The sequence below is a fragment of the Chroococcidiopsis sp. [FACHB-1243] genome, assembly GCF_014696895.1.
In the GTDB taxonomy this organism is placed as follows: Bacteria; Cyanobacteriota; Cyanobacteriia; order Cyanobacteriales; family Chroococcidiopsidaceae; genus Chroococcidiopsis.
The window spans coordinates 1-14473 of the sequence record NZ_JACJQX010000051.1 but is presented as its reverse complement, the minus strand read 5'-3'; the positions used below and the strand labels follow the sequence as shown (position 1 = coordinate 14473).

The window sequence follows — 14473 nt, the reverse complement described above, 5'->3', positions numbered from 1 at the left end:
ATGTAATGTATGTCAGAATGGCGAGAAATTAGACAAGAAGTATTGCAGCGAGATAACCGCCAGTGCCAAGTCTGCGAGAAAGAACATAGCGGACAAGTGCATCACATTCTGCCTAGAAGTCAAGGCGGGACAAACGATCTGGCAAATTTAATTACCTTGTGTGGTAAATGTCATATGGTAATTAGTCCCGTCCCTGACTGGTTAATTACTAAATTGTGGCAGATTCCATCTGAAGAAATCAGTGCTGAAAGTCAAGTTATCCAAGGCAAAATCGATAAAATTGTCAAACAAAGCAAGACCGAAAAATGAACTATTTGGCGCATCTATTTTTAGCCGACGATCGCCCAGAATCAATGATAGGTAATCTTTTAGGTGATTTTCTTCAAGGAATAAGTAAAGAACGATATTCGATCGCAATTCAGCAAGGAATAGAATTACATCGAAAAGTCGATGCATACACAGATTCGCACCCAATAGTAAAAGAAGCTAAACAACTAGTTTCTGCATCGCGAAGAAAATTTGCCGGAATTTTATTAGATGTATTTTACGATCATTTTCTCGCTCGACATTGGCAGAATTATAGTTTAGTGACGCTTGATGATTTTAGCCAGAAAGTATATGTAATCCTATCACAAAATCAATCGATTCTACCCGATCGCCTCCAACGTGCATTACCACAAATGATTCAACAAGATTGGTTAAATAAATATCAATATATTAGTGGAATAGAGGTGACGCTCAACCGGATGGCTCATCGCGTGAACAGGCAAGGAGAGATTTTAGCTAGTGGTATTGAAGAATTAACAGCTCATTATCAGGAATTAGATCGCAGTTTTCAATCCTTTTTTCCCGAATTGATAGGGTACGTCAAAACGACCCGATCGCACCTGAAATACCCTGATAGGATGGAAGTAGGTAAATAAACCCGATCGCAAACGCAATTATGACTTTGGGTAATGTCCGCGACCTGTACCAGCAGGTAATTCTAGAACACTATAAAAAACCTCGCCACAAAGGAAAAACCGATCCCGTGCATCGGTATCAACGGGGACATAATCCTTCTTGTGGAGATACGATTGAATTAACGGTGCAACTGAATGAAGCGGGCGATACGATCGCAGATGTAAAATTTGATGGTGAAGGTTGCGCGATCGCGATGGCATCGGCTGACTTAATGGCAGATGTTTTGCGCGGTAAGCCTGTCAGCGTCGCATTAGAGATGGTGCAGCGCTTTCAACGGATGATGAAAGGGGAAGACGAGTTTCCCAAAGAACAGCGCAAACTCAACGTGATGGCGGGAGTCGCTCAGTTTCCCGTACGGATCAAATGTGCTAATCTCACCTGGCATACCCTCAAAGCTGCCTTGGAGTCAACCAACGAGCAAGTGCCTGAAGGATCTATCAGTAACGAAAACGAGTAATCGATCTCACAATTTGATTTCACAATGCCAACTACAACTGATTTTCTCAATGCTTCTGGGTGGGTAGGAATCACCACCCTAGCTTTAGCGGCGATAACCGTCCTGGGTTTTCTGCTTAAATGGGGAATTAGATTTCGCCTCGTCGGGATCACTGGCTTTTTAGGCGTACTTACAGGCGGATTGTTTGCCCTTGGGTTAGTACCATTTACCCGCACGGTTATCCCAGGCGCAGTCCGTTACTCTTTAGTATTCGACAACGGCGGGACGCAAACCGTAATTGCCGTACCTCCTACGATTGAAAGCGAAGCGCTAGAAGCAACAATGCAACAAGCCGCCAGCGATTTATTCTCCTACGGTCGCTTAGGCAGACAGGACGATAAACTGACGATTAGAATCAGGACAAATCTGCATCCAGAACCAGGAGTTACCAAACCCCTCTACTTGGGACAAATCGAGCGATCGCTCTCCAGCCGCACTGACAATGCAATGGAAATTAAGATCGATCCCGATAGTTTAGCTCAACTGCCAGGGGAAAGTCGGGAGTCGGGAGTTGGGCTATGAGAACCGAGAGAGCAGAAGAGCAGGGGGGTAGAGAGAGCAACTACCAACTACCAATTACCCACTACCAATTACCCACTACCCCTCGCTTATACTATATATTCAACCACCAAATATTAGTAAGATGCTTTGTCTGTCCGTAGCCCCAGCACAGGTAATCCGCGCCCCGCAAGCTTTAGAACAAGCTGGAAGCGCGATCGCGCGTTTAGGTCATCGTCCTCTGATTGTAGGAGGCGATCGCTCTCTTGTTGCCGTCCAATCTCGCTTAAAGCCTGTATTGGAAGCGCAAAAATTGAAATTTACCCAGGCAAGCTACGGTAGAGATTGTAGCGAGGCGAGTTTAGCGGCGTTAAAGCAAGCGGTAGCAGCACACAAAGCCGATCTGATTATTGGTGTTGGTGGTGGTAAAGCCTTAGATGCAGCGAAATTATTGGCGTATCAGTGCGGCGAGTTACCTGTCGTCACGATTCCGACTTCGGCGGCTACCTGTGCGGCTTGGACAGCTCTTTCTAACGTTTATTCGGAAGACGGAGCATTTTTGTATGATGTCAGTCTGCCCAATTGCCCTAATTTACTCATTCTAGATTACGATTTGGTGCAAACTGCTCCCAGACATACTTTAGTCGCTGGAATTGGAGATGCGATCGCCAAGTGGTACGAAGCCTCTGTGAGTAGCGGACACTCGGAGCAAACTTTAATTATTGCTGCCGTGCAACAAGCGAGAGTATTGCGCGATATTTTATTTCAAAAATCCGCAGCTGCTTTACAAGCACCAGGTAGTGAAGTTTGGCGGGAAGTAGTCGATGCTACAGTCTTACTTGCAGGAGTCATTGGTGGCTTAGGGGGCGCACAATGTCGTACTGTTGCCGCTCACGCCGTCCATAATGGTTTAACTCACCTGCCGATTCACAGCAGCATCCACGGCGAAAAAGTTAGCTACGGCATCTTAGTCCAGTTGCGGTTAGAAGAAATGGTACAGGGCAATCAACTGGCAGCTACCGCAAGACAACAGCTACTTAAGTTTTATACCGAAATCGGACTACCCCAAACTCTTGCAGACTTGGGACTGGAAAATATTACGATTACCCAACTCAAACAAGCGGCAGAAATCGCTTTAAATCCCAAATCTGACATTCATCGGCTACCCTTTAAAGTTGTGACAGAACAATTGATGGCGGCGATGGTTTCTACTACAGCTCCGGCTATCAGCAATCCCATCAACCCCATCACTACAAATCTCGTCAACGAAGAGGTAGCTCAATGAGCTTGGATTGGATTAGTCCGGCGGATCGCGTGCGGGCGCTACCACAGTATGTATTTGCTCGGTTAGATGAATTAAAAGCCAAAGCTAGAGAACAAGGGATCGATTTAATTGATTTGGGGATGGGAAACCCCGACGGAGCAGCACCCCAGCCCGTAATCGATGCAGCGATCGCCGCATTAAAAAACCCCGCCAACCACGGCTATCCACCGTTTGAGGGTACGCGCAGCTTTCGACAGGCGATTACAAACTGGTATCATCGTCGTTATGGTGTGAATCTCGATCCCGATAGCGAAGCCTTACCGCTACTTGGTTCTAAAGAAGGATTGGGACACTTAGCGATCGCCTATATTAACCCTGGTGATGTCGTACTAGTCCCCTCACCCTCTTATCCCGTCCATTTTCGCGGTCCCGTTATTGCAGGCGGAGAGATTTACAGCCTCATCCTCAAACCCGAAAATGACTGGCTGATCGATTTAGCAGCAATTCCCGATGCAGTAGCCGAAAAAGCTAAAATTCTCTACTTTAACTATCCCAGTAACCCCACCGCCGCTACAGCCCCCCGCGAATTTTTTGAAGACATTGTTGCCTTTGCCCGTAAATACGAGATTTTATTAGTGCATGACTTGTGTTATGCCGAATTAGCTTTTGATGGTTATCAACCTACCAGCTTATTAGAAATACCGGGGGCAAAAGATATCGGTGTAGAATTTCACACCATGTCAAAAACCTATAATATGGCAGGTTGGCGCGTGGGATTTGTGGTAGGAAATAGCCACATTATCCAAGGTTTGCGGACGTTAAAAACGAATTTAGATTATGGCATTTTTGCCGCATTGCAAACAGCTGCCGAAACAGCTTTGCAACTTCCAGATGAATATTTACATCAAGTCCAAGAACGTTATTTACGTCGCCGCGATTTTCTGATTCAAGGTTTAGCCGAACTCGGTTGGAACATTCCCAAAACTAAAGCCACAATGTATTTGTGGATTCCTTGCCCGCCTGGAATGGGTTCTACAGACTTTGCCTTATCAGTCTTGCAGCAAACTGGAGTTGTCTTCACCCCCGGAAATGCTTTTGGCATAGGGGGTGAAGGATACGTGCGAATTAGTTTAATTTTAGAATGCGATCGCTTGGGCGAAGCTTTACGCAGGTTTAAGCAAGCAGGTATTAGATATTCAGCGACAGAATGTTTACCCTCTGTGTCCTGACTTCTGCGGTCGATCTTTAGCTTTGTCTTGCCATTTTTCTGCTAAAGCAGTTAGTCCTTCACTACTTTCTCGCATCTTTTGTTCGGCTATACTGGCAAGCTCTAACAGTTCTTTAAGTTGGTTTTTATCTAGTAGACGAAACGGAAGGTTTTGCTCCGACATGACAATTCCTTTGCTTGGCTAATGAAAAAATTTGTAAAAACTATTATTTTAATATTTATTACTCTACATGTAGCATGGTCAGTTTATAAATACTTTTGGTATAGTGGTTTTATTCCTGCGAAAATTGAGATAACCTACGCCATAAACATTAGCGGTCAGAGCGGTTTGCGAGAGGGTTGTGGCACAGCTATATTTGGCATAGCAAATGCAACTGCGGATGCCATTTCCCGTCAAGGAATTGATTTTTTTAGCGACGCTATCTATTCCAGAAGAAGCAAAGATCTCTACTACACCTATAGAGCGTGGAAAGAAACACCAGTTCCCAAGACATGGACTAGTGAAGGCACTTGGCCAGGTTTGGGCTGTTCGAGTGTAAGTCGCTCGCTGTTACGCCAAATCCTTCTTGCTGCTTCTAAAAAAGGAAGTTACTACTCCACTAAAGATGAAGCATGGATTATTGTTATTCCAAGCCTTAAATTGGTTGTCTTTTCTTATTTTGGCTAGTCCCACTAATCCAAATGCTATGTTTATACAGGAATCCGGTTTGATTATTGAAAAAATCTCAGGATGAGTAGGATGTGTTATGCAAGCGCGTAACGCACCAAAAACTGAGAGTGATGCGTTAGTAACGCATCCTACGTAGATTTCAAAAATTAAATAGGCATCCTATAGAATATATTATGAGTAGAGATGATTTTCAATAAAATTCAATTTTTTACAAAAAAATAAGGTGGGCAATGCCCACCCTAATATCTAAATTTTAATCAGAGATTGCTAATCAAGAATAAGCCCAAATAAAAAATAATAAAAAACCAAAAAATAGACTCGCGCAGCTAAATAAAATTAAAGCAGTAATTTCTTCTAATTCTTTTTCAAATGTCATAATTATTTTTCAGAGATTTGCTATCGTCTTCACTGGCACAGAGCCAAATATAGAATAATTGATTTTTCTTAGATTTCAGACTGAAAGAATTACCGAAGTTAGTGTGAAAGATTGGCTAATAAAAGCTGTTATTGTGTAAAAAGTTTAAATTGGTAGCTAAATTAATAAGAAGAGGTAAAGCGATCGCGCCGCTGCTGATGCAAATAAATCTATGGGAATTCTCAATTGGCTTTAGCAATAGATAGATCTCGAACAATGTAAAGAAGTATAAAGAATTTTAATTTTTCTATTAAATTTTACACATTTGTTCTCGGGTTGTTCAAAAATCGTAGTATGAGCATTAACTCAAATTCGTTACGAGTTTGAGATAAGGTGATTGAAAGAGATTGCCTATTTATCTTTAACAAAAAACTTTTAATGTTTATCTCCGCAACGTTTATCCAGTTGACTTGACAGCACTAGAGCAAGACTTGCAACCTATACGCTGTTATCCAAGTCGCGCGATCGGGGACGAGATTTTTGTAAGTATAGAAGGAGACCCCCCATGAATTTTGAGTCGATGCGATCGCCTTTTGGTTGGGATACGAACCGCGATAGTATGGATGCCGCAGCACTCGTTAGTCGCTACAACCAGGGAGAGCGAGATTTTCGCGAAGTGCATTTGAGCGGCGTGAACTTGTGGAAAGTGAATTTGAGCGAAGCAGATTTTAGTGGTGCAGATCTGATAGGAGTTGACTTCAGCGAAGCAAACTTAGCTGGAGTTAACTTAAGTGGGGCAAATCTAACTGGAACAAATTTGCGTCATGCCAACTTGACCGATGCCAAATTGATTTTAGCAACGCTGCGGGGAGCCAATTTAGAACGGGTGGAGTTAATTAAGGCAAACCTCTCCCAAGCAGATTTAAGTTGGGCAAACTTAAGCCAAGCTAACCTGAGCGGCGCAAATTTAACCGGAGCGAATTTAGTCGATGCCAAAATGGAAGGATTAATTTTGCGAGGAGCTAACCTAAAACGAGCAAAACTAAAATCTCAACTGCAAGATGAGCGAATAGATTTAGCTTGGGCAATCATGCCAGATGGATTAATTCATGGTTGAATTGAGCAAGAGCGATCGCATATGTACGACAGCTTGTCTTTTGACTGAAGCAAAAGTTTTACATAGAGTAATGAATTGCAGTCAAAACTAGATTTTTAACTTTTGACTTTTGATCTTCTACTGATAATGTCCCTTGGTTTCTTGGGAAGTTTCGGACACTGCGTCGGGATGTGTGGACCCCTAACAGTGGCGTTCTCTCTATCAGGTCAACAAGACAAACCGAAATGGCAGCAGCAAGTCTATTTTCATACTCTATTAAATTTAGGGCGGATAATTAGTTACGTTCTCGTCGGTGCGGCAATTGGAGCAATTGGTTCGATCGCGATCGCTAGCGGGCAAATGGCAGGAATCGGTAGCGAAGTACGGCGCTGGCTGGCAACACTGACGGGAATCATGCTCATTTTATTTGGTCTAGCGCAAATTAATCCCCAATTTCTCCACCTTCCCCTGCTACACCCCCTGACGCACGGTAAATGGCACGATCGCCTGAGTCGGGGTATGGTCAACCTATCTTTTAAAACACAATGGTGGACACCCGCAGGCTTGGGTTTAGTGTGGGGCTTAATGCCTTGTGGCTTTTTATATGCCGCGCAAATTAAAGCGGCGGAAACGGGACAGTTATGGCAAGGCGCAGCCACGATGCTCGCTTTTGGCATTGGCACTCTGCCGATGATGCTAGGGGTAGGAGTCTCCACATCTTTTTTAAGTCGCGATCGCCGCAGTCAGTTATTTCGCTTAGGTGGCTGGATTACAGTAGCGATCGGAGCAATTACCCTACTACGAACTGGGGATACGATGACTGATTATACAGGTCATGCATCCCTATTCTGCTTAATGCTAGCTCTGATTGCCCGTCCCATCAGCCGTTTGTGGGCTGCACCCTTACACTATCGCCGCGTCTTAGGCGTGGGAGCCTTCCTACTCGCTTTGGCGCATACAACTCACATGATGGCGCATACGTTGGACTGGAATTTAGAAGCATTTGCTTTCCTATTACCCACCCATCAAGTCAGTTTAATCTTGGGATTTGTTGCCATTATCTTGATGACTCCGGCAGCAATTACGAGTTGCGATCGCGCCCAAAAATTCTTAGGTACGCGCTGGCGACAAATTCATTTATTAGGAATTCCCGCCACAATTTTGAGTTCAGCTCATGCGGTGCTAATTGGTTCTCACTATTTAGGTAGCGTGAGTGAAAGCAGTCAGCTATATGCAAGTCTCTTGGGAGTTGCCACTATTGGAGTATTGCTCGTGCGATCGCGTTGGTTTTGGTCAATTTTCCATATAGAAAAATACTATGTTTCAGCCAAAAAATCTTAGTAAGTACATTCAATGGTTATTACTCAGCGTACTAGCAACAGGAGCGATCGCGACTGAGGCGATCGCCCATAAAGTAGAAATCTCCGGCGATGTTGGTGGTACAATTCACCTCGAACCTAACGACAATCCCCAAGCAGGAAAAGCAACACTCGCTTGGATCGCACTCACACGTAAAGGCGGACAAACAATTCCCCTTCAGCAGTGTAATTGCCAACTAGCAGTTTATGCCGAACCGCGCCAGAAAAATGCTGCACCACTATTACAACCGTCACTCAAAGCCGTGACAGCCGAGAAATATCAAGGCATTCCTGGCGCGGAAATTATTTTTCCCAAACCCGGTGCTTATCAGGTGGAATTGAAAGGGACTCCTAAAGCCGGAGCTAATTTCAAACCGTTTGAACTCAATTTTGATGTCACCGTTGCCGCTAGAGCGCGATAGCAACCCCGATTACTCTCTAGTCAGAGTCACTCCACTAAAGCGGACTGCCCCTTGTAATTGAGCTTGGCGATCTTGGGTAGAGCGATCCTGCTGTAATTCTCTATAAGGTGGCACAAAAGTAACAGAGATAAAATCTCCCGTCATGAGACTACGCCTTTGTAGTTGCCTCACCGTAGAAGTAATATCAAGGCGGAAAGTGCCTCTTTGGGGCAAAGAAAATAGTGACAGAATCCCAGCATAGTAGGGACCATAAGGGTCTGGTGCAACTCCTTCAGGTAAATTGATGTAAATGTCGTAGGGAATAGGATTATCTGGGTTGTACTCGACTCCTGTAATGTTGAGAGTCAATGCAGATTCTGCCGTTAATGCTCTCGTCCTCACGAGATCTTGAGCTGGAGCAGACAGAGTGAGGGGAGCATCACTGAGGACAATTGTTAATTGCCGATCGTTAGCCGACATAGCTATTTGTTGCTGAGTGCTTGTATCTGTTTGTTGAGTACTCGTATCTATACTCTGCGACGATGGCGTTACAGATCTGTTTCTCCTTGATAAAGGATCGTCATACAAATAGTTTAGTTGACCCGCAGTATCGAGAACATCCCTACCGCGCAACTGTACCTGAGTGCCGTTTTCATCAAAGAAGGTAAAAACATCGTTCATCCAATCGCTGTTTGTTGTCGCATTTGCTCGTCCACCTCCCAGTCGCAACCAGCGCTCCCACAGGCGATCGATGTTCGCATGATGCAACCAAAAAATCGGATCGCGGGCAGCAGTAGGTACGCTTCCCATTAAGCCACCTATACGTGAATGGATGCCGTTATGCGGTCTTCGTTCTAAGTCCCCATAACCATTAGCACGGTGAGTATTTGCATTTGCCTCAGTTACCCTGCGTCCGCCAAAGCTGCGCCCGCCATCTGATGTATGGAAAAAGTTTGTCCGTTGAAAAGCATCTGCATATCTGACATCGGCTTCTGGCAATGGATCGCCCTGGTTAACATTAATGCTGCTGCCGCGATCGCTATAGAGGGGGTTTGTAGAATTGGCGGGGATGCGAAACGGTGAGGGTAAAACGCGCTGTTCGACGGAATCTGAATAGTTCCAGTACGGAAGTGCCAGATTCAGATCGCCGGATGCTTGCCTGAGAATACGCTCGAAATAATATAGGTACATGCGATGCCAGGGGAAGAAATAGAAGGTTCCATGCTGGCATGTCCTCCATGCTGTTAATCTGCGTGTCTCACCGCTGGGAATGCCATGCATATTGGCTTGGTAAATCCAACTGGTCGGGTTCGTATCAGGGCGAGATTTCATCACCTGAATACCTCTCCTGAGAGCCTCAACTTTCTGTGGCGACTGGATAAATGTATATATATTCTCGCGAATGTAGACCGTACCAGTCTGGGCATTAGCGCGATCGGCGAAAAACCGACTCACGATGGGAACGCTTCCGACAGCAGCAGTTCCAGCAGATAAGAATCCAGCTAGTTTTAAAACTTGACGACGGGAAAGCTCGTAACTCATAAATTTCCCTCATGCGTAAAACTTAATAATTAATAGTTGTGTTGCAAAACTCAGCTGAGTTCGCAGCAGTTAAACGATGTTTTAATACAAGTTTCGATCGGGTCTTTATGGAAATACTTCATATTTATTAACTCAATCTTTGACAACAATTCCACATAAAAAAAGTCCGTGTATCACGAACTTATCGTATATATTTAGCTACTCAGTATTTCTGTTAGCAATCTAATTTTTCGGTCGGCTAAAAACTAGAAAAAGCGATCGCGATCGATCTTAGCCAACGCTCCACCAAAGGCAAAATCTTGAACCATCGGACTTTTGAGAAAATCGTGAGGAAAACCGAGTTGAATTGCACTCACATCATTTAAGCGCTGCATTTGTTCGGCATTTAGTTCAAATTCCAAACAAGCTAAATTTTCTTCAAACTGTTTCAGTTTACGGGAGCCAATAATGGGAATAATTCCGCCTGGTTGTTGCCGTATCCAGTTGAGTGCAACTTGTGAAGGTGCTTTATCAATTTCTGTGGCTATTTTAGTCACCTCTGCTGCAATTTCTAGATCGCGATCGCTAATTTGGGATGCATTTGGATTGCTCAGTCTTCCTGGTTCGTCCGTCTCCTCTGCTGGACGATTATATTTACCCGTCAATACGCCAGCACCGAGGGGACTCCAAGCTGTCACGCCAATACCAAGCGCTTGTGCCATTGGTAATAAGTCTCGTTCGGGTGTCCTTTCTTTCAAAGAATATTCAATTTGCAATCCAATAAACGGTGTCCAGCCGCGCAGATTTGCTAGGGTATTTGCTTGCGAGATAATCCACGCTGGAGTATCGGAAACACCGATATACAGCACCTTACCCATGCGTACCAGATCGTCAAACGAGCGCATCACTTCTTCTACAGGTGTGGTGAAGTCCCAAGCGTGCAACCATAGTAAATCGATATATTCCACCTTTAATCGCTGCAAACTGGCTTCCACGGCTTGCACCATATTCTTGCGATGGTTGCCACCTGCATTAATCTCGCCATTACCCGTGTTTAAACTATTTTTTGTTGCAATCACCCATTTATCGCGATCGCCTGCAACAAACTCACCAACATACTTTTCACTCGTACCGTTGGTATAAAGATTAGCCGTATCGAGAAAGTTACCACCCGCAGCAGCGAAGGCATCGAACATTTTGCGGCTTTCCTCGTAGGAACCTCCCCACCCCCAATCTTCACCAAAAGTCATCGTCCCCAGGCAGAGTTCGGAAACGCGCAATCCACTGTTACCTAATAGTTTGTAGCGCATAGATACTCTCCATCAATGCAAATATGATACTTTAGTACAAGTCTGATTTGTGATTGCCTCATTCTTTCCAACAGCATACAGTTCATCTGCCTGCTGCACGGATTTGGGAGCAGCGCGATCGGAAAATAAACATGAAAAAACCCGCTTAATGCGGGCTGTTAGAACGATTTAGTCTTGTTAAGACATGAACTAGCGGAATAGCTAGATATATCTTAAGCTAGGCAATATTCATAACGATCTATCTTTGGATAGATGTTATGCTCGGTAACAGACAAGATAGCCGTCCGGCAGAGCATCAAAGGTCGATCGCTTCGCTATTGTAGCCAGTGGTTGTAGCAGGTAAGCAATGCGATTGCGGCACCATACCAAAATCTCACAACATCCATTCCAACACAATTCCTAGCCGACTATCTTTTTCTTGACGCGAATTTTGCCTTTGTAAATCTGTAGACAACCGCAAATCGCGAGTGACAGCATAGCCAAAAGAGAGTGTTGTCAATCCCACTTCATCATCCGTACCAGGAGACACCCAACTTTGAGATAGAGCAATATCTGCCGCACCACCGCGAGATAATACCAAGAGCAGCCTTGCCCCTACATTTATACCATTAGTGGAATAATTGCCTGTTTCTATGTGTCGATAACCGATTATCGGAGCAAAATTGATGTACTTTCCCAAAGAGCGCACGTAATACCGTAAGTCTACACCGTAAGCCTCGCGCTGGCGATCGAAAGTTGCTTGATAATCTCCACTAATCGTCAAACCACTTTCACCAATAAATAAATCCTCTACACCAACATTCCAGCCACTAGCATTATCTGTAGAAGGAAATAAAGAATATCCTAGCCGCAGACGGGGACGAAAACTCGGATCGCGATGGATATCTTCTAGCACGTTCGGTACTTTACGCATCCAGCGCTGTAGAACAGGGCTGCTTTCAATAATTTCTGGTTTTAAATCTAAATCCGCTGCACTGGGTGTCTTGTGTGGCTGTGGTTGACTCCAAGCAGGTGTAGCGATGAGAAGGAACAGAACAATGAGATCCCCCCTAGCCCCCCTTAAAAAGAAGGGAATATGTCTTTTCAGCTCTTCTCTAGCCCCTCTTAAAAAGGGGTATCCCGCCCTCCTTGCCAAAAGGGGTTGGGGGGATCTTCCGTGACGTAGTTTCAACAAACCGAGATTCAAGCCGAACTTTTGAGATTTTGGCGATTCTTTCACAAAAAAAGTGGTTCTGCATAGTACAGAACCACTTTAGCGGAGCAAAACTTAAAGTTGCTATCGTACCATTCCGTGCGACGGAGCAATGTCAATTGGCTTCATCAGGTACAACCGCAATAAATGCCAACCGTTAGAAATGTAGAACGGTAATTTCTGGAAGAATTGTAAAAACTTCGGCGTATTAGAGCTAGCGATCGCCGTTAATTTTTCATTATTCTTCACGCAAACATCTAAGCGTTGGTAAAACTCTGGATTCTCTACATCCAGCATCACCGGAAATACCCGTCCTGCGGTTTCGTTCGTCTTCTCAATCACGTAGACATCGTAATCTCGCGCATTCAAGCCGATGGAAGCATAGAATTTAGCCCGCTGAATATCGTTAAGATACATTGTGGCAAACACCGACAGCAGGAAGAAACGACACCATAACCGCGCTTTCCAGTCATTTAACATTTGCGGTTGCGCCCGCATAATGGCATCAAAGAAATCTCCGTGACGGTTTTCGTCCTGACACCAGTTTTCAAAGAAGCGGAAAATTGGATAAATCCGATCTTCAGGATGCGCCTGGAGATGACGGTAAATTGTGATGTAGCGCCAGTAACCGATTTTTTCCGAAAGATAAGTGGCGTAGAAGATAAACTTCGGTTTGAAGAAAGTATACGTGTGGTTCTTGGTTAAGAATCCTAAATCGAGCGACAAGTCAAAATCAGACATCGCTTTATTTAGGAAACCTGCGTGACGGGCTTCATCTCGCGACATGAGGGCGAAACACTCTGCTAATACAGGGTTTTTCCCCTTCAAGCGGCGGCTGAGTTCTTTGTACAGCAAGAAACCGGAAAACTCTGCCGTACAAGAACGCTCTAAAAACTCAACAAATAATTGGCGAGTTTCCCCATCAATGCGATCCCAAGACTGGTCAAATTCTTCATCTCGGACGAAGTGATGGCGATTGTAGTCAGTACGAAACTCTTCGAGTATTGCTCTCAACTCATCTTCGTTGACGGAAATATCCATCCGCGCCATTTCATCGAAGTCTGTGGTGTAAAACCGAGGCGTGAGAATGGTTTCCTTGGCTGGAGCTTTTACTCCAGGACGTATTTCTTCAAAGCTCGGCTTTTTCAGGGAATCTACCATGTCGTTTTGCTCTTGTGGGGTTCTTATCTCTGTAACAAAAGATAGAGCGCAATTTATTATCTAAAATTCAGTCTACCAAGGGTTCAGGGCGATCGCGCCGCTTTACCACATTAAGAGTTACTACACCCCATCAATTTTTTTTACAAATTCGTCATTCTTTGGGCAAAATAGACTGATTTATGTATTAGAAGTCGGGAGACAAGGGGGACAAGGGGGACAAGGAAGGCAAGAAAGCGATTCTAGCCAAAGCGCCACTATCCACCATCCACTCACCAATAATTAACAACTACCAACTACCCATTCCCAATCTCTAACATAGAAGATACGCTCCCTGGTTATCCACACAACTTATGAATAAAACTAGTAGTTCTTATATTCTGTGGTTGGGTTGTTTGCTTCAAGTTTACGGATTGCATCGCTTCTATAACGGCAAAATAGCCACGGGTTTGTTGTGGCTGTTTACCTTTGGTTTATTTGGTGTCGGACAATTGATCGATTTATTTCTAATTCCCGATATGGTAGACGATTACAACGCTAAGCTAAGAGCCAAAATGGGCTTATCTGCTGTTGGCGTACCGCTATCAGACCCGGTAGTTGCTACCCAGACAATCCAAGTAAATCCGAAAGAGCAATTGATGGTGAAATTGCTTAAAGTTGCGGCGGCGCACGGTGGTAAATTGTCCGTGACTCAAGGCGTGATGGATACTGGTGCTAGTTTTGCTCAGGTAGAAGCAACTTTAAAAGAGATGGTTAAGTCTGGTTATGTGGGAGTTGACAACCATCCTGCGACCGGAGTGGTTGTTTATAAATTCCTGGAATTGTCATCGTAGCGATTTGCATTTGCATAAAATGCAAAAACTGTAGTGGTGTGGCAAGGCTAAAATAGTGCAATAAGACAGGCGGAAAATGGGGGTAAGCTGATGGGTAAAGGTCGTAGAGATAAAGTGCTTTTAAATACAC

17 protein-coding genes are annotated in these 14473 nt (G+C 44.5%); 12 read left to right on the top strand and 5 right to left on the bottom strand.

All coding sequences use genetic code 11. The features are described 5' to 3' along the window. Positions 1-9 precede the first annotated feature (9 nt). The 6 genes from H6G17_RS27490 to H6G17_RS27465 all read left to right on the top strand — a co-directional run bounded on the left by H6G17_RS27490 (position 10) and on the right by H6G17_RS27465 (position 4450). Positions 10-309 (top strand): HNH endonuclease, encoded by a 300-nt coding sequence (locus H6G17_RS27490; RefSeq protein WP_192161744.1) that lies wholly within the window; start codon positions 10-12, stop codon positions 307-309. Further along, a complete protein-coding gene (locus H6G17_RS27485; RefSeq protein WP_192161743.1) occupies positions 306-923 on the top strand; it encodes an ACP phosphodiesterase in 618 nt (205 codons plus the stop codon). The genes H6G17_RS27490 and H6G17_RS27485 overlap by 4 nt, the downstream gene beginning before the upstream one ends. Positions 924-943: 20 nt before the next feature. Continuing rightward, complete coding sequence (gene sufU / locus H6G17_RS27480; RefSeq protein ID WP_192161742.1) at positions 944-1420, top strand: Fe-S cluster assembly sulfur transfer protein SufU; 477 nt, start codon at positions 944-946, stop codon at positions 1418-1420. A 24-nt stretch (positions 1421-1444) separates the two neighbouring features. Then, entirely contained in the window at positions 1445-1981 is a 537-nt protein-coding gene (locus tag H6G17_RS27475) for a Ycf51 family protein (RefSeq protein ID WP_192161741.1), read from the top strand. A gap of 121 nt (positions 1982-2102) precedes the next feature. Then, positions 2103-3242, top strand: coding sequence for an iron-containing alcohol dehydrogenase family protein (locus tag H6G17_RS27470; RefSeq protein WP_192161740.1), 1140 nt, complete (start codon positions 2103-2105; stop codon positions 3240-3242). Next, positions 3239-4450: an aspartate aminotransferase gene (locus H6G17_RS27465; protein ID WP_192161739.1), complete on the top strand. Its 1212-nt coding sequence runs from the start codon at positions 3239-3241 to the stop codon at positions 4448-4450. Before H6G17_RS27470 ends, H6G17_RS27465 begins: the two co-directional genes overlap by 4 nt. On the opposite strand, the gene H6G17_RS27460 is transcribed toward H6G17_RS27465, so the two are convergent. After that, the gene (locus tag H6G17_RS27460) at positions 4433-4612 is read right to left on the bottom strand and encodes a hypothetical protein (RefSeq protein ID WP_192161738.1); all 180 of its coding nucleotides are present in this window, start codon (positions 4610-4612) and stop codon (positions 4433-4435) included. The genes H6G17_RS27465 and H6G17_RS27460 overlap by 18 nt on opposite strands. A 21-nt stretch (positions 4613-4633) precedes the next feature. Between H6G17_RS27460 and H6G17_RS27455 the strand changes: the two genes are divergently transcribed. From H6G17_RS27455 to H6G17_RS27440, 4 genes are all read left to right on the top strand, one after another. Further along, on the top strand, positions 4634-5116 hold the full coding sequence (locus H6G17_RS27455; RefSeq protein WP_192161737.1) for a hypothetical protein: 483 nt from the start codon (positions 4634-4636) through the stop codon (positions 5114-5116). A gap of 923 nt (positions 5117-6039) precedes the next feature. Then, the gene (locus H6G17_RS27450) at positions 6040-6591 is read left to right on the top strand and encodes a pentapeptide repeat-containing protein (protein ID WP_192161736.1); all 552 of its coding nucleotides are present in this window, start codon (positions 6040-6042) and stop codon (positions 6589-6591) included. A 126-nt stretch (positions 6592-6717) separates the two neighbouring features. After that, the gene (locus H6G17_RS27445) at positions 6718-7911 is read left to right on the top strand and encodes a sulfite exporter TauE/SafE family protein (protein ID WP_192161735.1); all 1194 of its coding nucleotides are present in this window, start codon (positions 6718-6720) and stop codon (positions 7909-7911) included. Then, positions 7889-8350, top strand: a complete 462-nt coding sequence (locus H6G17_RS27440; RefSeq protein ID WP_192161734.1) for a hypothetical protein — start codon at positions 7889-7891, stop codon at positions 8348-8350. Before H6G17_RS27445 ends, H6G17_RS27440 begins: the two co-directional genes overlap by 23 nt. Before the next feature lie 9 nt (positions 8351-8359). Here H6G17_RS27440 and H6G17_RS27435 read toward each other — a convergent pair whose 3' ends face one another. Beyond that, positions 8360-9871, bottom strand: coding sequence for a tyrosinase family protein (locus H6G17_RS27435; RefSeq protein ID WP_192161733.1), 1512 nt, complete (start codon positions 9869-9871; stop codon positions 8360-8362). 245 nt (positions 9872-10116) lie between these two features. Beyond that, entirely contained in the window at positions 10117-11160 is a 1044-nt protein-coding gene (locus H6G17_RS27430) for an aldo/keto reductase (RefSeq protein WP_192161732.1), read from the bottom strand. A gap of 49 nt (positions 11161-11209) precedes the next feature. Here H6G17_RS27430 and H6G17_RS34315 point away from each other — a divergent pair, with 49 nt between their 5' ends. Then, positions 11210-11332 carry a hypothetical protein gene (locus tag H6G17_RS34315; protein WP_277876097.1) on the top strand — a complete coding sequence of 41 codons (123 nt, stop codon included), beginning with the start codon at positions 11210-11212 and terminating at the stop codon, positions 11330-11332. Between the two features lie 201 nt (positions 11333-11533). Here H6G17_RS34315 and H6G17_RS27425 read toward each other — a convergent pair whose 3' ends face one another. Then, positions 11534-12379: a hypothetical protein gene (locus H6G17_RS27425; protein ID WP_192161731.1), complete on the bottom strand. Its 846-nt coding sequence runs from the start codon at positions 12377-12379 to the stop codon at positions 11534-11536. 57 nt (positions 12380-12436) lie between these two features. Next, entirely contained in the window at positions 12437-13513 is a 1077-nt protein-coding gene (gene acsF, locus H6G17_RS27420; RefSeq protein WP_192161730.1) for a magnesium-protoporphyrin IX monomethyl ester (oxidative) cyclase, read from the bottom strand. Positions 13514-13863: 350 nt separating this feature from the next. Between acsF and H6G17_RS27415 the strand changes: the two genes are divergently transcribed. Then, on the top strand, positions 13864-14343 hold the full coding sequence (locus H6G17_RS27415; RefSeq protein WP_192161729.1) for an NINE protein: 480 nt from the start codon (positions 13864-13866) through the stop codon (positions 14341-14343). Positions 14344-14473 lie beyond the last annotated feature (130 nt).

Excerpts from the sequence above, each read along its gene's own strand:
- H6G17_RS27490 (WP_192161744.1), top strand. The coding sequence starts at position 10 with ATGTCAGAATGGCGAGAAATTAGACAAGAAGTATTGCAGCGAGATAAC.
- H6G17_RS27485 (WP_192161743.1), top strand. The coding sequence starts at position 306 with ATGAACTATTTGGCGCATCTATTTTTAGCCGACGATCGCCCAGAATCA.
- sufU (WP_192161742.1), top strand. The coding sequence starts at position 944 with ATGACTTTGGGTAATGTCCGCGACCTGTACCAGCAGGTAATTCTAGAA.
- H6G17_RS27475 (WP_192161741.1), top strand. The coding sequence starts at position 1,445 with ATGCCAACTACAACTGATTTTCTCAATGCTTCTGGGTGGGTAGGAATC.
- H6G17_RS27470 (WP_192161740.1), top strand. The coding sequence starts at position 2,103 with ATGCTTTGTCTGTCCGTAGCCCCAGCACAGGTAATCCGCGCCCCGCAA.
- H6G17_RS27465 (WP_192161739.1), top strand. The coding sequence starts at position 3,239 with ATGAGCTTGGATTGGATTAGTCCGGCGGATCGCGTGCGGGCGCTACCA.
- H6G17_RS27460 (WP_192161738.1), bottom strand. The coding sequence starts at position 4,612 with ATGTCGGAGCAAAACCTTCCGTTTCGTCTACTAGATAAAAACCAACTT.
- H6G17_RS27455 (WP_192161737.1), top strand. The coding sequence starts at position 4,634 with ATGAAAAAATTTGTAAAAACTATTATTTTAATATTTATTACTCTACAT.
- H6G17_RS27450 (WP_192161736.1), top strand. The coding sequence starts at position 6,040 with ATGAATTTTGAGTCGATGCGATCGCCTTTTGGTTGGGATACGAACCGC.
- H6G17_RS27445 (WP_192161735.1), top strand. The coding sequence starts at position 6,718 with ATGTCCCTTGGTTTCTTGGGAAGTTTCGGACACTGCGTCGGGATGTGT.
- H6G17_RS27440 (WP_192161734.1), top strand. The coding sequence starts at position 7,889 with ATGTTTCAGCCAAAAAATCTTAGTAAGTACATTCAATGGTTATTACTC.
- H6G17_RS27435 (WP_192161733.1), bottom strand. The coding sequence starts at position 9,871 with ATGAGTTACGAGCTTTCCCGTCGTCAAGTTTTAAAACTAGCTGGATTC.
- H6G17_RS27430 (WP_192161732.1), bottom strand. The coding sequence starts at position 11,160 with ATGCGCTACAAACTATTAGGTAACAGTGGATTGCGCGTTTCCGAACTC.
- acsF (WP_192161730.1), bottom strand. The coding sequence starts at position 13,513 with ATGGTAGATTCCCTGAAAAAGCCGAGCTTTGAAGAAATACGTCCTGGA.
- H6G17_RS27415 (WP_192161729.1), top strand. The coding sequence starts at position 13,864 with ATGAATAAAACTAGTAGTTCTTATATTCTGTGGTTGGGTTGTTTGCTT.